This window comes from Sungkyunkwania multivorans, assembly GCF_042675645.1.
Lineage (GTDB): Bacteria > Bacteroidota > Bacteroidia > Flavobacteriales > Flavobacteriaceae > Sungkyunkwania > Sungkyunkwania multivorans.
In genome coordinates, this window is sequence record NZ_JBHTJH010000017.1 from 1,030,183 (window position 1) to 1,049,908 (window position 19,726).

13 protein-coding genes are annotated in these 19,726 nt (G+C 40.0%); 8 read left to right on the forward strand and 5 right to left on the reverse strand.

The window, feature by feature from the left end:
* The first annotated feature begins 45 nt into the window (after positions 1 to 45).
* From ACFQ1M_RS15950 to ACFQ1M_RS15965, 4 genes are all read left to right on the forward strand, one after another.
* Entirely contained in the window at positions 46 to 2,184 is a 2,139-nt protein-coding gene (locus ACFQ1M_RS15950) for a carboxy terminal-processing peptidase (RefSeq protein WP_386409988.1), read from the forward strand.
* A 7-nt stretch (positions 2,185 to 2,191) separates the two neighbouring features.
* Positions 2,192 to 3,301, forward strand: coding sequence for an ABC transporter permease (locus tag ACFQ1M_RS15955; protein WP_386409990.1), 1,110 nt, complete (start codon positions 2,192 to 2,194; stop codon positions 3,299 to 3,301).
* A gap of 6 nt (positions 3,302 to 3,307) precedes the next feature.
* Positions 3,308 to 4,117 (forward strand): DNA/RNA non-specific endonuclease, encoded by an 810-nt coding sequence (locus ACFQ1M_RS15960; RefSeq protein WP_386409992.1) that lies wholly within the window; start codon positions 3,308 to 3,310, stop codon positions 4,115 to 4,117.
* A 225-nt stretch (positions 4,118 to 4,342) separates the two neighbouring features.
* A complete protein-coding gene (locus ACFQ1M_RS15965; RefSeq protein ID WP_386409994.1) occupies positions 4,343 to 4,732 on the forward strand; it encodes a DUF2750 domain-containing protein in 390 nt (129 codons plus the stop codon).
* A gap of 174 nt (positions 4,733 to 4,906) precedes the next feature.
* On the opposite strand, the gene ACFQ1M_RS15970 is transcribed toward ACFQ1M_RS15965, so the two are convergent.
* The 5 genes from ACFQ1M_RS15970 to ACFQ1M_RS15990 form a co-directional block, all read right to left on the reverse strand.
* The gene (locus ACFQ1M_RS15970) at positions 4,907 to 5,437 is read right to left on the reverse strand and encodes a hypothetical protein (protein WP_386409996.1); all 531 of its coding nucleotides are present in this window, start codon (positions 5,435 to 5,437) and stop codon (positions 4,907 to 4,909) included.
* Between the two features lie 308 nt (positions 5,438 to 5,745).
* On the reverse strand, positions 5,746 to 5,943 hold the full coding sequence (locus ACFQ1M_RS15975) for a hypothetical protein (protein WP_386409998.1): 198 nt from the start codon (positions 5,941 to 5,943) through the stop codon (positions 5,746 to 5,748).
* Between the two features lie 341 nt (positions 5,944 to 6,284).
* The gene (locus tag ACFQ1M_RS15980; protein WP_386410000.1) at positions 6,285 to 7,940 is read right to left on the reverse strand and encodes a S8 family serine peptidase; all 1,656 of its coding nucleotides are present in this window, start codon (positions 7,938 to 7,940) and stop codon (positions 6,285 to 6,287) included.
* A gap of 89 nt (positions 7,941 to 8,029) precedes the next feature.
* Entirely contained in the window at positions 8,030 to 8,191 is a 162-nt protein-coding gene (locus ACFQ1M_RS15985; protein ID WP_386410001.1) for a hypothetical protein, read from the reverse strand.
* Between the two features lie 117 nt (positions 8,192 to 8,308).
* Positions 8,309 to 9,775, reverse strand: coding sequence for a helix-turn-helix domain-containing protein (locus ACFQ1M_RS15990; protein ID WP_386410003.1), 1,467 nt, complete (start codon positions 9,773 to 9,775; stop codon positions 8,309 to 8,311).
* Positions 9,776 to 10,329: 554 nt separating this feature from the next.
* On the opposite strand from ACFQ1M_RS15990, the gene ACFQ1M_RS15995 reads away from it, so the two are divergent.
* The 4 genes from ACFQ1M_RS15995 to ACFQ1M_RS16010 all read left to right on the forward strand — a co-directional run bounded on the left by ACFQ1M_RS15995 (position 10,330) and on the right by ACFQ1M_RS16010 (position 19,662).
* Positions 10,330 to 10,974, forward strand: a complete 645-nt coding sequence (locus ACFQ1M_RS15995; RefSeq protein ID WP_386410005.1) for a hypothetical protein — start codon at positions 10,330 to 10,332, stop codon at positions 10,972 to 10,974.
* A gap of 496 nt (positions 10,975 to 11,470) precedes the next feature.
* The gene (locus tag ACFQ1M_RS16000) at positions 11,471 to 12,592 is read left to right on the forward strand and encodes a T9SS type A sorting domain-containing protein (protein WP_386410007.1); all 1,122 of its coding nucleotides are present in this window, start codon (positions 11,471 to 11,473) and stop codon (positions 12,590 to 12,592) included.
* A gap of 9 nt (positions 12,593 to 12,601) precedes the next feature.
* A complete protein-coding gene (locus ACFQ1M_RS16005) occupies positions 12,602 to 19,078 on the forward strand; it encodes an RHS repeat-associated core domain-containing protein (RefSeq protein WP_386410009.1) in 6,477 nt (2,158 codons plus the stop codon).
* A complete protein-coding gene (locus ACFQ1M_RS16010) occupies positions 19,075 to 19,662 on the forward strand; it encodes a hypothetical protein (protein WP_386410011.1) in 588 nt (195 codons plus the stop codon). The genes ACFQ1M_RS16005 and ACFQ1M_RS16010 overlap by 4 nt, the downstream gene beginning before the upstream one ends.
* The last annotated feature ends 64 nt before the right edge of the window (positions 19,663 to 19,726 follow it).

Sequence of the window (19,726 nt, forward strand, 5' to 3'; positions counted from 1 at the left end):
TTCGTTAACTTAGATGAAAAATTGATGAAGAAAATCCTGTTATTTATGAAGAGGAATTATAAGTATATACTGTTGGTTGTCGCAGCAGCGGTCGCCTTTTGGAGTTTTAGACCCAAAACAACATTCGATAACCCTGAAAAAGATAAACTACTCATAGAGATCATCACCTTTGTGCTCGAACGTGGTCATTATGACCCCAAGGAGATCGATGATAATTTTTCAGAAAACGTCTATAACGATTATCTTAGAACATTAGACCCGCAGAAGCGCTATTTTCTGGCTTCGGACATCGCGGAGTTTGAACCCTACAAATATATCATCGACGACCATATCAAGGCCGAAGACCCGGACATCTCCTTCTTCAACCTTACCTATAACAGGTTAATGAAGCGCATGAAAGAGGTGGATGCCGTTTACAAAATGGTTTTGGACCGCCCGTTCGATTATACCAAAGATGAAACTATCAATGTCGATTATGAGGCGCAGCCGTATGCCGAAACAAGAAGTGAATTGGCCAATAAATGGCGCATGCAGCTTAAATTATCGACCATTGGCGCCTACTATGAGAAGATAAGAGAGCTAGAAAAGAACAAGGACAATCCAGATTACGAACAAAAGACCTTGGCAGAGATCGAGCAGGAAGCAAGAGAGTCGACCAGAAAGTCACTGGACGATAATTTCAATTTTATCCTCAACGATCTAGAGCGCAAAGATTGGTTCAATATGTTTGTGAACACCATCGTCGAAGAGTTCGACCCACATACCTTCTACATGGCACCTCAAGACAAAGATCGTTTTGATATGCGCATCTCTGGGAAGTTTGAGGGCATTGGCGCGCGACTTCAAAAGCGAGAGAACAATATTCAGGTGATGGAGATCATTTCTGGGGGACCCGCTTGGCGAGGAAAAGATATCGAAGTTGGTGATGTGATCCTAAAGGTGGCCCAAGGCGAGGAAGAGCCGGTGGATGTTGTTGGAAAACGTTTGGATGATGCCGTAGCCTTGATCAAAGGCCCAAAAGGTTCGGAGGTAAAGCTGACATTGAAACGCGTTGATGGGAGCATCGAGGTGGTATCGATCATCCGCGATGTGGTGGAGCTCGAAGAATCCTATGCCAAAACAGCATTGATCAAGAAGGGAGACCGCAACTTCGGACTCATCAATCTTCCGCAATTCTATGTAGACTTTAAAGATTATAAACAACGCAATGCTGCTTCCGATGTCAAGAAAGAGATCGAAAGGCTTAAAAAGCAAGGCATGGAAGGATTGGTCATCGACCTTCGTGATAATGGCGGAGGATCGCTTCAAACCGTGGTTGATATGGCCGGACTCTTTATCAAAGAAGGACCTATCGTTCAAGTAAAGACCATCGGCGAGCGCAGAGAAGTGCTAAGCGATAAGGACCCATCGATCCTTTGGGATGGTCCGTTGGTGATCTTGGTCAATGAACTTTCGGCTTCCGCGTCAGAAATTCTAGCGGCTGCCATGCAAGATTATAAGCGTGCGGTAGTCATCGGTAGCAAGCAAACCTACGGAAAAGGAACCGTTCAAAATGTATATGACCTCAATCAGATCGCAAGAGGAACCTCCTTCGGTGATGTGGGCGCTCTGAAAGTGACCACTCAGAAATTCTATAGGGTGGATGGTGGCTCCACGCAGCTCGAAGGTGTGAAGAGCGATGTGGTGGTTCCGGACAGATATGCCTATATAGAGATCGGAGAGAAAGATCAAGACAATCCGCTTCCTTGGGATAAGATCGAACCCGCAAAATATCAGGTGTGGAACAACTATCTCGACCTTGAGAATACCGTTGGTAACAGCCAGAGACGCCTGCAAGTGAACGAGCAGATCAAATTGATCGACGAACAGGCAAAATGGATCAAAGAACAGCGCGACGAGAACACTTTTTCGCTCAATTATGAAGCCTTTAAACGCGATATCGAAGAAGATGAGGAATTCAGCAAGCGTTTTGACGCTTTGAAAGATTACAAAAGTGATCTCTCATTTTCGGCATTGCCATACGAGCTCGCTCAGTTTAAAAAGGACACGATCTTAAAAGAGAAAAGAACACGCTGGTACGAATCGCTTACCAAGGATGTCTATGTGGACGAAGCCGTAAACGTGCTTCAAGACCTAAAAAGCAATTTCTTAAAAGAGCAAAAAGTTGCCAACGTAAAAGGATAGCACCTGTATGGCTGAATTTAAGACAGGTTCGCTAACAAGCCAAGCGCTCCAAAAGTTTAAAAAGAACTTCTGGGGCGTTTGTAGTTTGGTGTTTATCGTACTTTGCGGGCTCATGGCCTTGTGTTGCTATGCCTTGGCCCCAGACGATTCTAAGAATGCCAATCAGATGCACTTGTCCATCCATTCAAGACCACCAGGTTTTGAGGTGCAGATGCTCAAGATCCCTTCCACCGAGACCACGGAGCAGTCAGCGCTTCAGAATTTCTTTTTTGGGAAAAAGAATACGACCACCGAGGTTCCCATTTCCAACTATCAAATCGTGGACGGCAGTTTGCAGATCACAGAATATGCTTCCGATGGTGTACAAGGAATGGTAAAGACCTATGAGGCCGATCGCTTTGGACGGTCTTCGATAGAAGGGGTCCCTTCAACATATATCTCCAACAAAAAATTCTTGTTAGGCACCGACAAATACGGGCGCGATATGCTGAGTAGAATGTTGGTAGGATCAAGGATATCATTTTCCATCGGGTTTATCGCCGTGCTCATCTCTTTGGTCATCGGTATCGCAATGGGTGCTGCTGCCGGATATTTTGGAGGAAAGGTCGACAAGGCGATCATGTGGGTGATCAATGTTACCTGGTCGATTCCCACCTTACTCTTGGTCATCGCCATTACTTTGGCATTGGGAAAAGGCTATTGGCAGGTATTTATTGCCGTTGGAATTACCATGTGGGTGGAAGTGGCGAGGATCGTTAGAGGGCAGGTGATCAGCGTAAAGCAGGTGCAATATGTCACTGCCGCCAGAGCCTTGGGCTTTTCGGATCTTAGGATCATCCGCAATCATATACTCCCCAATATCATGGCACCGGTGATCGTGATCTCTGCCGCCAATTTTGCTTCGGCCATCCTTATCGAAAGCGGATTGAGCTTTTTGGGCATTGGAGCACAACCACCAACACCGAGTTGGGGCGCAATGATCAAGGACCATTACAGTTATATTATCCTAGGGAAACCCTATTTGGCGGTGATTCCTGGGGTAGCCATCATGAGTTTGGTCATGGCCTTTATGCTGTTTGGAAACGCCCTCAGGGATGCCTTTGATGTAAAAAGTTAACCACCTATGAAGCGAAAGCAAGTCTATACCCTGTTGGTGATCCTCTGTGCTGTGGGATTCTACCTCTTTGAGACCTACTATCAGCCGCCAGCGGTGAAGGAGGCGCAAGAGGAAGGCGAGGTCCCAAAGGAGACCACCAATTCCTTTTTCTTGCCGAGTTCTACCACCGGACAGGTTATCCATCACAACTATTTTTCGCTTTCCTATTCGGAGCCGCACGAGCAGGCCGAATGGGTGGCTTATGAGCTAAAGAAGAAACACCTTTCTAACAATAATTTTAAGCGGCCCTACTTTGAGGTGGACCAAGCGGTAAGGACCAAGGCAGCGCATTGGCGCAACTATAAGAACTCGGGCTACGACCGTGGACATTTGTGTCCGGCCGGGGATCGAAGCTTTTCGCGCGAGGCCTTCGAGGAAACCTTTATCACCTCTAACATTTCCCCACAGATGCACGACTTTAACTCGGGCATCTGGAACCGCTTGGAGCAGAAAGTGCGGTATTGGGCGCAACGCTACGATGGCGTCTATGTGGTTACGGGTGGGATTCTCGAAGACCGATTGCACAGTATCGGGGAGGAAGAAGTGTCCATCCCCAAGTATTTTTATAAGGTATTGCTGGACAATTCGGGAGGAAGGACCAAGATGATCGCCTTTTTACTACCACATGCGGCATCCGATCGGCCGTTGTATGAGTTTGTGGTCTCGGTAGACAGTATCGAAAAACGTACGGGCATCGATTTCTTTCCGCAGTTGGAAGATGGGAAGGAAGCACGTTTGGAGGCGAAGAGTGATTATAAGGAGTGGAGTTTTCAGTGAGTCGGGTTTTATGATGCTGTCTAGAAAACGTCATTCCGACCCCGATATCGGGGGAAGGAATCGGTTAAACATTCACGAAATGATAGGCAGATTACTTCTCCGCCTGCAGCGAATCGCAATGACGTTATAGACAGCAGTTGGAATTGCCGCATTGCTAAATACTAGATTGTGGTTGATGTTTAACTGATTCTTGTACTCAAATAAGATGAATAACATTTGGCTAAGATGAAACTGAATGCAAAGGAGATCGAAAGCGTTTCTAATTTAGAGCCTTTTAAGAGATATCAATATCTAATAAAAAAGGTTGCCGATCTTGAGGAAGTGTGGACTTTAGTGGATAAAAATGGCGATATCGCCCTGTCGGATATTGATGATCATACTTTGATTTCTTTTTGGACAGCAGAAGCCTTTATAAAAAGCAACTTAGAAGAAGGCTGGAAGGATTGTATTCCGTTCAAATTAAGTTTGGATAATTTAGAAGATTCGCTTATACCGTTGATCATTGAGAATGAATACTTGATCAATGTTTTCCCAGTAAATGGCAAGGCTGGTTTTGTAGTGGACATAAACGAGTTTATAAGGGACTTAAATGACGAATTGGAACAATACCAGTAAGGAGATTTGCTAGCCTATAGTTTCGAGATTCTTGCCTGGGGTTTCAACCCTAGGGAACTTTGGAAATGCCAAAAAAGAATACTGAGTTGAAATTAGGATTACCGTGCCTAGGGTTGAAAGTCTAGGTTATAGAAGGGATTACTTTTTCACCTTCTTCTTTCCCTTTGACAGCTTTTAATAGGATGCAATGTTGTGAGCTGACTTTTTCCAGTATTTATGCCTTAACCAGAGTCCAATTCCAAAAATACCCATTGCAAAAGAAATTAAAAATCCGAACCTCGAATGAGATTTAGATTCTTCAAAATCATATATCACCTTTCCATTTCTGTCAGCTATTTTAAAAACAGTTGGCTTATATTCATGTTTTTGATTTTTCTTTATCCAGACTGTTGCTCTTCCAGAAACTTTTAATTCTTTCTCTAAATTTTCAAATCTTTCATTAAATCGACTTTGTCCTATATTCTTCATAAGAACATAAACACTCTGTGTCGAATTCAGAGTGAATTTCAGTTCAGATTTAATACTTTTTGAACCCCTTGAACTCTCTACACGAGTATAGTAGATTTGAAGGTTTCCAACAGTTCCGTTTTGTTCAATTAATGAACTTTTAAATGTAAAAAGAGTTGGTGCAAAAAAATAAAAAGCACATATAATCGCAGTAATTCCAACAAACAATCCTTTTTCAGCGTAATATGCTTTATCCATTTATTTTTCAGCGTAATATTTGTTTAGCTTGCCGCTAACGTGCTTGTGTATCGTTAGTTGCGTGGTTAAGCAACGAACTTAGCAAACAAATCACCTATAGAAAATTTCAGCGGAATTTTCGTAAGTCGGTAGTGACCAAGCAATTAATTATATAGGGTGTTGTAAAACGATTTTATTTTCGGTTTGTGAATTTCGGGTTTAGTAGTATTCTTTTTACAATTTTTAGTTTTTGATTTGAGATAGGGGATTAATTTCTATCTGTTCCAATTCCATTATAATTGTCTCAATTCGATTTCCGATTTATTTTTTTATTTGATTTCATAGATCCAAAGCGATTTACCTAGAGGTCCAGCTGGACTAAGACCACATTCTTCGGCTCTTTCTATACTTTCAGGGTCATTTATATCAACTATTAATTCGTCAGGACAATCGTCATCATTTGAGCAACCTGTCACAAGAATTATCATCGTTGTTATCGACAAAAAATTCAGAACTTTTTTTTTCATATTATATTTTTTCTAAATGTTTTACATTATGTATTTCTTATTTATGGAGGATATTCAACCAATTTGGTTGGATAAACGCCACTGCGACCAAAGGTCTAAGTAAAAATAAGAAGTTCTGCACAATGGATGGTACGGGTTTCCCGTAAATTTATATCATCAGCGATACGAAGAGTGTCTCATGCAGTCCTATATAAAAAATTAAAAGAAGCAGCAGATGATGGCAGTTTGCAGCTGCCGAAGGCTACACGAAAATAGGCAGTAACTGATGGATAGTGCAAGGTTTGAAACTTCGCAGAGCTAATTATCATGCCTAGGGTTGAAACCCTAGGTTATTGAAGGTATTACTTCTTTTTTCTCTTCTTTGCCTTTGAAACCTTCTCTGCCATTAAAAGAGCATTATAGGCATTGACGATCTTGCCGGATTTTGACAATTGATTGAACGGGAGCATCCGTTCTGGGTCTTCCTCAGTGGGTGCTTTTACCATAATGTCATATTCCACACCACTATCCATGAGAATCTGTTTTACCTCTGGGGCAGTAAGGTTTGGATAGTAAGACCGTACAAGGGCGGCGATGCCAGAGACTATTGGGGTGGCAAATGAAGTTCCACTCGCCATCTCATAACCTACGTCATTGGTGGATGTAGTATAAATGTCGGTCCCGGGAGCAAATAGGTCAACTTCACGTTTTCCATAGTTACTATTGGACCGTTTGATATTTTCGTTCAATTCATAACCGGATGCTCCTACCTTTATGAAGTTTGATACTATTTCTGCATCTTCTATATCAGTATCGTTCGGATAATTAAAATTTTCAGGGAGATCTAGGTCATTTCCATCATTTCCTGCGGAAGTAATAAACAGTACATCCTTTTGCTCTGCATACCTAATTGCATCTTGTACCCAATCCTGATGTAAGGAAAATTCCTTGCTGGAACTCATATTGATAATTTTTGCTCCATTGTCAGCGGCATAACGAATGGCCAAGGCAATATCCTTATCGTGTTCGTCGCCGATGGCAGAGATGGAGAGAGGCATTATTTCAATACTATTACTTATTCTAGCTATGATACCTGAAACTCGGGTGCCGTGATAAAGTAATCCAAGATTTGCATTGACTATATTATTTCCATATTTTTTATCAGTAATATCATTAGGTTTGTCACCAATCATAGCCCTATCATTATATTCTTTGTTTAGCATTATATCGAAACGAGCTGAGGAATTTTGGTAACGGTTTTGCAATGAAGCCTTGGTGAAACTGTGGCGCTTAATCAGATACATGGCATAGTAAATGCTCTTTAATTCCCCATTAAGTTCTTCTTTTTTGTAAAGATTCTCTAATTCTACTAATGGAGGGTTTGATGAAGCAGAAGCATATAATTCAGTAAGTTTTAACTGAGCTTTATCAAAATACTTGAGAAGGAATTCAGATACTTTTTTATGCCTCACAGCATAGACGTTTCTGTCATTATATTTATTTTGAGCTCTAAGATATTCTTGATAATGTAATGTCTTTATATGTCTGTTTTTGAGACTATCCTGACTTAAAAAAACACTGTCATATTCTCTTAGAATACGGGTGTACTCATAGTTTAAATATTCAGAACTTTTTCCATTGTGAAAGCCAACAAAATTCCAGCCGTTTATATCATCTATATATCCATTTTTGTCATCATCTTTGCCATTATTGGTTATTTCTTCCAGATTAAGCCATATTCTACTTCTTAACTCCGGATGTTCAATGTCAGTTGAAGTATCTAACACAGCAACAATTAAATCATCTCCTTTTTTCCCCTTTAGAATTTGCGCGTCGGCTTTATCCAAACTAATGCCTGGAATTGTGTCTTGTATCAAGTCATTTTTCCACCAACTATTTTTACTTATGCTGTCAATAGTATTTTTTTTGAAACTCGAACTGATTCTCGAAATATATTTGCCAGATGAGCAACTATATCCAAATAGGATTATTAAGAAAAAATGCATTTTTCTCATCATATTATAAATCACGTTACAAATGAAGGATTACTTTGATTCAGTCGTCCTTTCGAATTTTGGAAAAAAAAGATATTACTAAATTTACCAACTCAGCATCCAATAGTCAAAGGAATTTCAATAGGAGGGTCGTCTCCGTCCGTTTGATCATCTCCATTATCTTGGCTTCCCCCAAAAATGTAATTTGGACTATCAATTTTGCTGATTCTAAATTTTTTTAGACTCAAATTGATGAAATCGCTCTTTTTTTTCATGGTTTTGAATTATTGATTATTACGATAACCAAAGCTAAAAAAAATAATCTTTGCCAATAAGGAATATCATAGTTGTTAGTCTTATTTTATAAAGCAAGACCTTCAATTAATTGATTTTCAATCAATTATTTTATTTAATTGTTTAATAAAATAGGAAGGATAAATACCATTCCGCTTATAAAAGATCTTGGAAAAGGTCTCAGCACTTTTAAACCCGCATTCGTGGGCGATGGCCTTAATCGTGAAGTTTTTAAAGGATCTATCGCTTTTGAGTTTTTCCATGGCATAATCAATTCTTAGATCGTTTAAGTAAGCGGGAAAGTTCTTCTTTTTGGTGAAATTTACCACTTTGGAGAGATACGTGGAGTTGGTGTCAAATTCTTCTGCCAACACATTTAGATTTATTTTTTTATCCGTAAAGCGTTGGTCTGACTCAAATTCATCGAGTTTCGTTATGATGCTTTCCAAAAGTTCTTTGGGAATACCAATGTCTTTATCAGCGTCAATTTCAATAGAAAGGTCAATTGATTCATCGGTAGCATCATTTATCAATGATTTAAAGCGTTTTTTAAAGACCAATTGCCTTTGATAGAAATAAATGATCAAAATTATTCCAATCACCACGGCTGCGATAAATGCTATTGTAGTGTAGGAGTTATTTTTTTCTAATGAAGCGATCAACGTTTCCTTCTCTTTTATCAGCTTTGGGATGTCGTATTGTTTGGTGATCTTATAGTTCAAATAATCGGAATAACCGTCAATCACACTATCTACCTTTAATAGTCTTTCGATATAGACCAACTGGTTTTGAATATCGTTTTTATCTCTGTAATAATCGATTAACATATTATATGCTTCGGTCGTCTCTGGTAAAATATCATTGGTTTGTAAAAAAACGGTATCTACTTTTTTAAATGATTCGATGGCCATTTCTGAATTCCCGATTGACATCTGATTTTTACCCATAAAATAATACCCCACGGCTAAGTTGGGCTTATCATCTGCCCTAATGAAATAAGGAAGAGATTTATTGATGCTATCTAGGGAAGCTTGGTATTTCTTTCGCGCGCAAAGGACTGCAGCTTCATTAAGAATAAAAAGATTTATTCTTCTTTCACTCTTGTGAAGATAGGATTCTCTCAATCCTTTATGATTCAAAAATGAAGTCGAGTCCAAGTTTCTTAGATTTCGGTATGAGTTTGCAGCCGAAAAAATTGCTATTAAATAATTATCAATTCCTAAGGTCTCTTTGTTCTTTTTTGCGTAATCTAAGTTATTAAGATGTATGTTGAGCGCTTCTTTGTAATTACCAGATCTTCGTTTCAGTCTTCCGATACTATTGGAGGAGGCAAAAATAAAATCTGAGTTATAATTTTCTTGCGCCCAATTATAGCCTATTATATAATTATCAATTGCTTCTTTAAATTTTCTCTTTTTATTGTAGTAGTTACCTTTTTTCAAGTAGGCAGCTGCTGGAAAGAATTTGTTAGGAGAATAATATTTATTGGCTGAGGCGATTATGCTATCATAATACTTCTGTGCATTCTCTTCATTAGACATTTGAGACATCAAATGAAATGCCATACTTTTATTTTTATAATTACCATCCCTAAATGCTTTTTTGTAGTACGCTAAAGCATAAGTAAGCCCTATTTGCTTTGAGTCTTTATTTTTTACACATAGGTTCTTAAGAGTTTCAAAATCCTTACTGAGTAGCGAATCCGGCACCACTATATCTTCATCTTGCGCATGACTAGCAATAGAAAAAAAGAATGGCAAGCTGAGAACAAGTATTTTGTTTAGGGTATAACGAAACGAAAACGAATCTTTCTTTCGAAAGAATAAAAGGAGAAAAGACACTATTGGCGCAATAGAAGTCAAAACAATTCGATCAATTAGGGAGTTTAGAAAGCGAAATATACCATAATGCCATTGACGATGCAAGATTATTCGCCAAACAGCATTCGATATAGTAGTCTTCATTTATAAATTGACAGCTCGTCATTTATAAATGGTCAGCATAACCCCTTGCAAACCCCTTATTTCCCACATTTCTTTGTGACAGCATTTCAAACTAAAATTCAGCCGGAAACCGAAAAGGCTTTGAGAGAGTAGGTGGCAACCATAACCAATCAATCATGGAAATCTTCAGACGGTCAGGGAGATCATGTACATCAATATTACTATCTGTGATACTATTGTTTTTTTCCTGTGGATGCGATGATTCAGTCAAGGAAAAAAGAGAGCCAAACTACAACTCATCTGATGAGCGCACTGCTCCTTCCGAAAATGTATATCCAAATGATAGAAAGAAGAACATTCAGGGCTTTGAAATGAATGCTAAGCTTATAAAAGAGCTGCTGGAGAGTACAGAGATGAATTCGGAGGAGGTTTTAGCGATGAGTCGTAAAAATGGATCCATGAATGAAAAACAATTAAAAGTATTTCAAGAGTTCATTGCGAGTATTGAAGAGAATGGCTTTGACGTTGCCATGTCCGATCTCGAAAATTATATGGCCAAGGCTAGAATATCAGAAGATGAATTTGAGCGATATAAAAATTTTGCAAGTGCGATGAAAATATTGAATGATAAGAATCCATCGCTATTTGACCCAGACAGGAATGATAAAACCGACCGGCGATGTCGACTTGCCATGATATCACTGACTGCAGCATTGGCAAGTAGCATTTCGTGCGATACCGTCGTGTCCTGTGGTCTGGCGATCGTGTTGGGAGTAAATGCACAAATCGCTGTCAAGGAGTATTGTGAGGAAACGAGATAGTGAATCTTTGAGATTTTCTAGCGATCCTTTGTAAGGGATTTGAACAGGTTTGAGGAGTCATCTCAAATCATAATATATAAAATAGGTTGAGACAAAAGTGCAAACTAAAAAGAAACGCCTTTAAAAGGATAGTGATCGAGGCGAATGGTCTTAGACCATCAAGAGTTAGAGATATCACATGGTTCCTCCCGAGGTGTCGGAGACGGGACCGGTGACACCCATTTGAGTAATGAGAGCGAATGGGGCCATAGGGTTGCAGCATCTTCGTGTTGTTGGTTCATAGTTAGCATCATTACTGCAGCTGTAGATCTGCAACCCTTTTTTTGAACAGGAATGACGTGTGAGGGATGATTGATGATGAGTTGAAAGTTAAAATGATATCGTCTTTGCGACCCCGTAGCATCGGGGGAAGCAAACTGTTAGAATGGAGTTCCAGATCGAAGAGTCATCTTGATGCCCATAAAAACAAATAACAACAAGCAGTAACCAAACAATTATGAAACAACGTTTATTTTTTTCATTTCTGATAGGCCTTACCATAACTACAAGAGGTCAAAATCTCTTGGATGCATCCGCGTGGACCTTAGGTAACGACTTGATCACAGGTTTTGCGCGGAATGGTACGGCATCCGAAAATAGCCGAGAGCTTGGGAAGAATCATATTGGCGAAGAGGTCATTATTTGGAAGGCATCCCCAGATGGTGAATATAATGCTAGCGGTGGTTGGAACACCAATTATTTTAATATCGATGCTAGCAAGACCTATCGCCTTTCGGTATGGTTAAAGAAAACAAATTCCCATGAAGGAAATTCATCTTTAGGATTCAATAGCTATGCAAATGGTGCTCACCAATCATTAACTCTAGATGAGACCACTGCTAACAGTCCCTATTTTTGGGTGGGGGATCTTCCAAAACTAGACCGTTGGTATTTGATCGTTGGCTATGTTCATCATAGTTCTTATAACTCAAATGTAAACTTAGGGCGAATTTATGATGGAGTTACTGGAGAAGCTGTTGTGACAATCACAGATTTCAAGTTCAGTAGCGCTGCAACAAATATTCGACACCGATCTTATCTGTATTACGATACGAATACCGAAGACCGTCAATATTTTTATGCGCCAAGGATCGATCAGATCAATGGAAACGAGCCTACTATCAACGAGTTATTACGAATAAATGAAAATTCAGAGCTCGTATTTAACTATGATGTGGCTGGCAATCGTACACAGCGCTTCTACTGTGCAGAGGAAGGATTATGTTCACCAAGCATTCCTGTGGTTGAAGATTCAACAAATTTATTAGAAGATGTCCTTGAAACTGAAATAAGCGAGGTTAGTACAGAGATTAAAGGAAATTCTGAGGAAGTTCTACACAAGATCTATCCGAATCCTACGGAAGGAGTTCTTTCACTAGCGCTATCGGATGAAAACCTAACACCTACAGGTTCTGTAAATATCTACAACATAAATGGAACCTTGGTTAAAAAAGAACACATTAGTAAGCCTTCGGGTAGGTTAGCACTAGACTTGAGTGATCTCCCTTCTGGAGTGTATTTCATTCACGCACATCTGAGTAATGGTCAAGCGATCACAGAAAGGATCATCAAAAAGTAAATGACGGATATGAAAAATAAGATAACTACAATCATAGCGCTTTTCTTAGCAATTTCAATATATGGTCAGCAAGCAAAAGGGCTGCCTCAACAGGATGCTGGGGAAGACGAATTGAACTTTAGGAAAGTAAACATTTTAGATAAAGAGGAAGGAACGCTGGTGTTGGAAGGGGAAACCAACACCGCCTCCTCCAATAGCGACTCTAAGTTTAGTAGAGACGCTGACTCTGGTATTGGAGAGACCATGGGAGTGCTCTCAGTGTCTCTCACAGGAGCGGCTACGTATGATGTTCCGGTAGCCGTTCCTCCAGGGATCAATGGTGTTGCGCCAGAACTATCCATTCATTATAACAGTCAAAGTGGAAACGGCATTGCTGGCTATGGATGGAACATCGCAGGTTTGTCCACCATCACTAGGATTCCTTCGACCAAATATCACGACAATCAGGCAGATCCGGTTGACTTTGATACGATGGACCGATTTGCATTAGATGGACAACGACTCATTCTAAAAAGTGGAACCTATGGTGGTGATGGTGCTGAATATCAAACTGAAAACTATTCTAATCTGAAGATTGTTTCTTACGGCATTTCGTCATACGGTGAAGATTATGGTCCAGCCTACTTTGTTGTTCATTACCCCGATGGTTCTGTGGCCCATTATGGTAGCAATGATGATTCTAAATCTCTTACCACTTATGCCATCACCTACTGGGAAAATCCTCATAAAATAAGGATAAGTTATGAGTATATGATAAGGTATAATAGTCTTTATGTTAAAAGTGTGAAATATGGAAGTCGAGGGACGGAGGCCCCTATTAATGCCATCTATTTCACCTACGATTCTCCTAAAGACGGCTTTTACAAACAAAACGCCAACGGTTATGTTGCTGGCATAAGTCTAATAAGAGAAGATTTTTTGCGAGCAATTGCTGTACATAGTGCAGAGGAACGCTTTAGATTCTACGAGTTAAATTACGATAAGACACATCTCAAATATGTCAGACTGAGAAACATTATTGAATCTAGTGGTCGAGGAGGCCTAAAGCATAGCCCTATCTTTTTTGATTACAATGATTCTCAGCATGGAATAGAATATTCAGAAGTAACTACGGACCTTGGATTACAAAATATTGAACAACGAAATGCCGAGACCGTTTCCCTTGATTTGACCGGCAACGGGAAGATGGACTTTATCGTGTATCCTAAAGAGAGGGATAAGTTCTGGATTTTTAAGGATATACAGAATGGTGCTTACAACTATCCGTCTGAGATCACCATGGATTTTGAGACAGTTTTTCCAGCAACAATACTCAATCACCATAATAAGATATTGATCGGTCAGGGATTAGGAATTGTTCAGAATGGCCCTGACAATACGGTCAACATTAAGGCCTATGCAAATGGCACGACAAATCCAATTTATTATCAATATACCAAAACTTGGAACGCTCCAACTTACAGGTACTACTCATCACCGACCAGTTATGTCGACAGACAAAAACCATTCAATTACCTTTCTGGTGATTTCAATGGTGATGGCTTGACGGATGTGGTGGCATTAGGCAAACCGTACACAAATAGGACTTGCTATTACCATGGGGAATGTGATGATGCAGATCCATGTGACAATGACACCTTTGTCGAACCTATTGAGTGCTTTAATCGTTTAAGAAATCAAAATATGGAAAGCGCTAACCGTCAAGAAAATATATCGGAGGATTATCGTGAACAAAATGAAACAACAGTTGATGAGGTTATTGATATTGCAACCTCTCGTACAAGTGATTGTTACTATACGTGTTATTCTACCAATGTAAACTTCAAAGGGGCCTATTTAATTGATCTAAATCGTAACCTAACGAACAACTACGTGAGGAATATTGGATTTCTTCAAGAACATATCGGAGAGAATGACCAGGTTTTAACGGGTGATTTTGATGGGGATGGAAAGACCGATATTCTACATCTGACAGAAATGAAGAAGGCTTATGTGTATTCTTTGAGTTCTAATAACCAGATGAAGTTAATTTGGGCGGAGGAGTTGGATTCGTCTTTCGATATCTTCAGACCAATTTTATTAGGAGATTATAATGGTGATGGAAAAACGGACTTCATCTATCCCCGAAGAAACAATTCAAGAGAATTCATGCATCATTTTTCAACTGGAATAGGTTTCACTTCCTTCGCTTTTGATAAGGCGTTCGAGTATAGGACTGACTTTTGGAATGCAACGAATGGGACTCTTTCTAGTTTCAGGCTCATTCCTTTGGATGCCAATGGAGATGGAAAGACAGATATTTTAGAGTATAATACAACTACGTACAATTCAAGTTCCAATGGGGAACAGGTTGTCAATGTATACGATAATATAGGGAATAGGGGGGAGCAAAGTATTCATAACGTGGCTTTTGCCCACAGGGGTAGGGCCACGAAGATAGGTAAGCTTAAACATTACCCCATTCCAATATTTCTAAATTCTGATAAACAGAATAAAAATTTAGATTTTGCTACCATAAGCAACCAGTGGGTAACGTCCTTTTCTTTTAATATGGACCATAGAGAGGATGTGTTGATTCGCTCTATTACGAATAACGGAGTCACACAAACAATAGACTATCGAAATATAGATCCTGATTCGTTGAATGAAGATTATGCAGCTGTCTATAGCTCAGCCTACGAAGAAACATATCCAAATATAGATTTGCGAATAGCCCCTGGGACAAAAGTAGTGGCCACGCTAAAAAGAATAGCTGGGAATACCCCGACACTTAAGCAACATTTTGCATATCACGGTGGCGTTTTTAATTTAGAGGGCAGAGGGTTTTTAGGCTTTAAAAGCATAGCACAAAGTAATTGGCATACAGGAAACTCCGATAGGATCTTTGTCACTTCCAAGTACGACCCTCATCTAAGAGGTGCTATGACCGCAACCTATGCGCAATCCTATGATTTCAATTTCAATATACCGACCTCCAACTATATTTCGAAGACCACATACGAGGTGAGTCATTCTATAGCTGAAAATAAGGTGTTCAAATCTTGGGTCAATTCAAGTCTCACTCAGAATGCGTTGCAAGGCGTCAACTATCACACTACCTATGAATATGATGCCTATAATAACCCTACGCGAGTCAGCACAGACTATTTTGGGCATGGCAGCCGTGTCTCTGAAACGACGTATTTAAATAGCCTTGGAACTGAGTATTATATAGGTCGTCCTGAGCGTCAGACCGAGACCATGACTATTGGAGGAGATTCCTTCAGCTCCGAACAACAATTCATCTATGCGGGATATGACCTAGTAGAGCGGAAATTCAGGGGCAATGGAACACCTTTCGATACAGAACGCTACGAGTATGATAGTTTTGGGAATATAATCAAAAGGACGCTGATTCCTGATGGAGAATCTCCTAGAATAACAAGTTTTGCATATGACCTTTCTGGTCGGTTTCTAACGAAGACGATCGATGTGGAGGGGTTGAACACCACCTTTGAGTACAATACCAATGAAGGCACGCTCCTAAAAGCTACGAATCCTTACGGGCAACAAACAGAATATACCTATGATCATTGGGAAAGGGTGATTGCGGTTACCGATTATCTCGGCAATGCGATTTCTACAACCTATGAAGAATCATCCGACCATAGTTATACAGTAAGTAGAGCTGCAGATGATGGAAGTGAGGAGATTAGGATCTATGACCGTTTGAAGCGTCTTAGCGAGTCGAGGAACAAGAATGTCCTTGGGCAATGGTTGAACGTTAAATATATCTACGATAAGTTCGATAGAGTGTCCCAAGTAAGCGAGCCATATATGGGCGGTGCACCAACTCAGTGGAATTCGGTAGCATATGATTTCTACGGAAGACCTAAAAGACAGACGCTCTACACAGGCCGAGTCTTCGATATCAGTTACGATGGACTTACCACCACTGTCAATGATGGAACAAAGACGGTAAGTCGTACTGCCGATGCCATGGGAAACACGACCAAAGTGGAAGACCCTGGCGGAATCATCAATTATAACTACTATGGAAATGGAAATTTGAAGAGCACGAATTATAACGATGTTGTCATCTCGATAGAACAGGATGGATGGGGCCGGCGTACCAAGATGATCGATCCTTCCGCGGGGATCTACGAATATGAGTACAATGGTTATGGAGAGCTTACCAAGGCGATTACACCCAATGGCACTACCCAATACGACTATTCGTCAATCGGTAGGCTTATACAAGAAAAAATAACTGGGGAACATACAGATATGACCATTCAGTATGCGTATCATCCTGTGAATAAGAATATCAGCAATATCCTGATGACCAGCAGGGATGGAAATAACAGCAGCTATGACTATACCTATGATGGACAACATCGATTGATCAGTTCCTCCGAGACCAATCCATATGCCGAATTTAAAAAGGAATTTACCTATGATAATTTTGATAGAATAGGAACGGAGCATTATCATGCCAAACTACTTTCTAATGGAAAGACCACTGATAAAAAAGTTGTTTATGGCTATCAAAATGGAAGTCTTAAACAGCTGATGGACCATGGGACTGGCGACATCATCTGGAATCTTAAAGATATCAATGCGCGTGGACAAATTACCGATGTGGATTATGGCTCCACCAATTCGCTGAATACATACGATGCTTTCGGATACCTCACAGAGCAAAAAGTAAAGGTAAAAGAGACCGACGAGGAATTGATGACGCTGGGGTATGAATTCGACGCACAACGAGGTCTCCTCAAAACTCGAAGCAATAGTTTGTTCTCTTGGTCCGAGACCTTTGAGTATGACAATTTGGACCGTCTTATCTCCTTTAACGATAACGACAGCCCAAAGAGCCATGACTATGATGAGATGGGTCGAATTATCTCGAATAGCATTGTCGGGGACTACAACTATGCAGGCTCATCATTTCAAATAGATAAGATAAGCCTCAACACCCTTGGAGATCTCCATTACCAAAACAACAGTGTACATCAGGTTTCCTACAATGCTTTTAAAAAACCTTTTGAAATTCAGCAAGTGGGTAAGGAGCGAATAGGATTCCAATACAATGCTTTTATGGGGCGATCGCATATGTTCTATGGGGGTATTGAAGAAGATATTTCCCAACGGACCAAACGTAAGCACTATTCCCACGATGGGAGTATGGAGATCAGCTATGATGCTTCGGAAGATAGGACCACCTTTGTCACTTATATTGGAGGGGATGCCTACAGTGCGCCAGCGATATGGCGTTCGGAGCAGGCTGAGACTTCGGCAGAGGATTATTATTATTTACACCGTGACCATATGAACAGCATACTGATGATCACTAATACTGATGGTGGGGTCGAAGAAAAACGACACTTTGATGCTTGGGGCAATATCATTAAATTAGCGGACGGAGATGGTAACGCACTATCGAGCTTTGAAATTTTAGACAGGGGATATACGGGCCACGAACATTTACAAGGTGTGGGATTGATTCATATGAATGGGCGCTTATATGATCCCAACTTGCGACGTTTTCTATCGCCTGATAATTATATCCAAGACCCAACGAATACTCAAAACTTTAATCGATATGGATATGTACTCAATAATCCGTTAAAGTATTGGGATCCAAGTGGGGAGATGACAGAAGAAAACCCTGGCCTTTCCGATTCGCAACAGATTGGATTGGGGTCCGCGATAGCCTCTCTTTTTTCATCGATCAACTTTCGTTCTATAGGCCACGTCATTAATAAAACGTTTAACGCAGTTAAAAATGCTATTGGTAATGGTATTCGTGCCATTGGGCGGGGATTTAGACGCTTTTTTGGTATCGGTAGAAAAAAGAGAGACACCATCATATCCGTTGCCAACTCGCAATCCGTAAGTATGGATCCTTTGGCCAGGTCCAATCCCAATGTTCCCGAATCGCTGAGTGGGAGCGGGGATACGACTACAAGTTTTGATGTTGTGTTAGAACAATCCATTGGTTTTAGCAAAGGAGTTGCAAACTCTTTGGTGGATCTCTTTGGTTTTGGATGGGAAGAAGGTGCACAAAGCTGGGCACGTTTGATTTCAGGAAATGATGAGCTTACCCTCTTGCCTCGTTTTGAAGTAGAAAATGGCCAGCAGGCCGGTTACTGGGCGGGAGTGATCGCTTTTGCTTTGGCAGAGCCGTCGCCTGCGGGGGAAATCAATGCTGTTAGGAGAGGTGTTAAGGCAGGTAGGGCCCTTTGGAGGCTTACAAAAACAGGTGCCTCCCGAATTAAATACCATAAAACTTTTGGAACTTTATATAAAAGTAAATCAGATAATTTGTGGTGGGCAGTTGACCGAGCAGGGCATGGAGGCAGTAAGTTTAAAGTGTTTAAAGAAACAAATAAAGGATTGGAATGGTATAAAGATGCCGATGAATTTGGCGACTTTATAATAAATAAACACAAAGGGCCTACAGGAACATTTATACCTTGGGGACAGCTAAAGACAGTAAAATGAAACTATTAGAAAAAACAGAATTTAATGCTTATAGTTGGCTGAACTTTGAAAGTTTACCAGATAGTCATGGATATAAATTTGAGCTTTATCCAAAATCAGAATTAAATATTGACGGATTTGTCATTTTATTTTATTCTATTTTCGAAAAGTTTATCGATGAATTACAAATAGGACAATTTGGTAGAAATAATAAATGGGGTGATTTCTGTATTGATACCTGGGACTTACATAATGATAGATGTGATTATTCTCTAGAAGGTAAGAGTAAATCAACTTCTACCTACTTAAATATGCTTACTGCGAATGAAATAGAACCAGAGTATACTGGTTTTTGTAAATCATTAAATTGGAATAGGTTTTTACCAATAATTCTTGATTGTATATTTAATCATATCGCTCCTTACAGTATTATGATATATGCCCCTAATTGCCAATTGGTATTTTATTTTCATCATACAGGGAGCATTGGGGTTTATTACAGCGATTTGAATGACGGGGTGATGCATGTTATTGATAAAGCAAAAATTGAAGATTTAGAGATTAAAAATATAAATGATGAAAGGGTGCTTGCTGCACTTAAATAAAGTAAAGCCTCGCTACCGCACGATTTCATCGTGTGGTAAAGTGCCAAATGTCCAAGCTCCCACA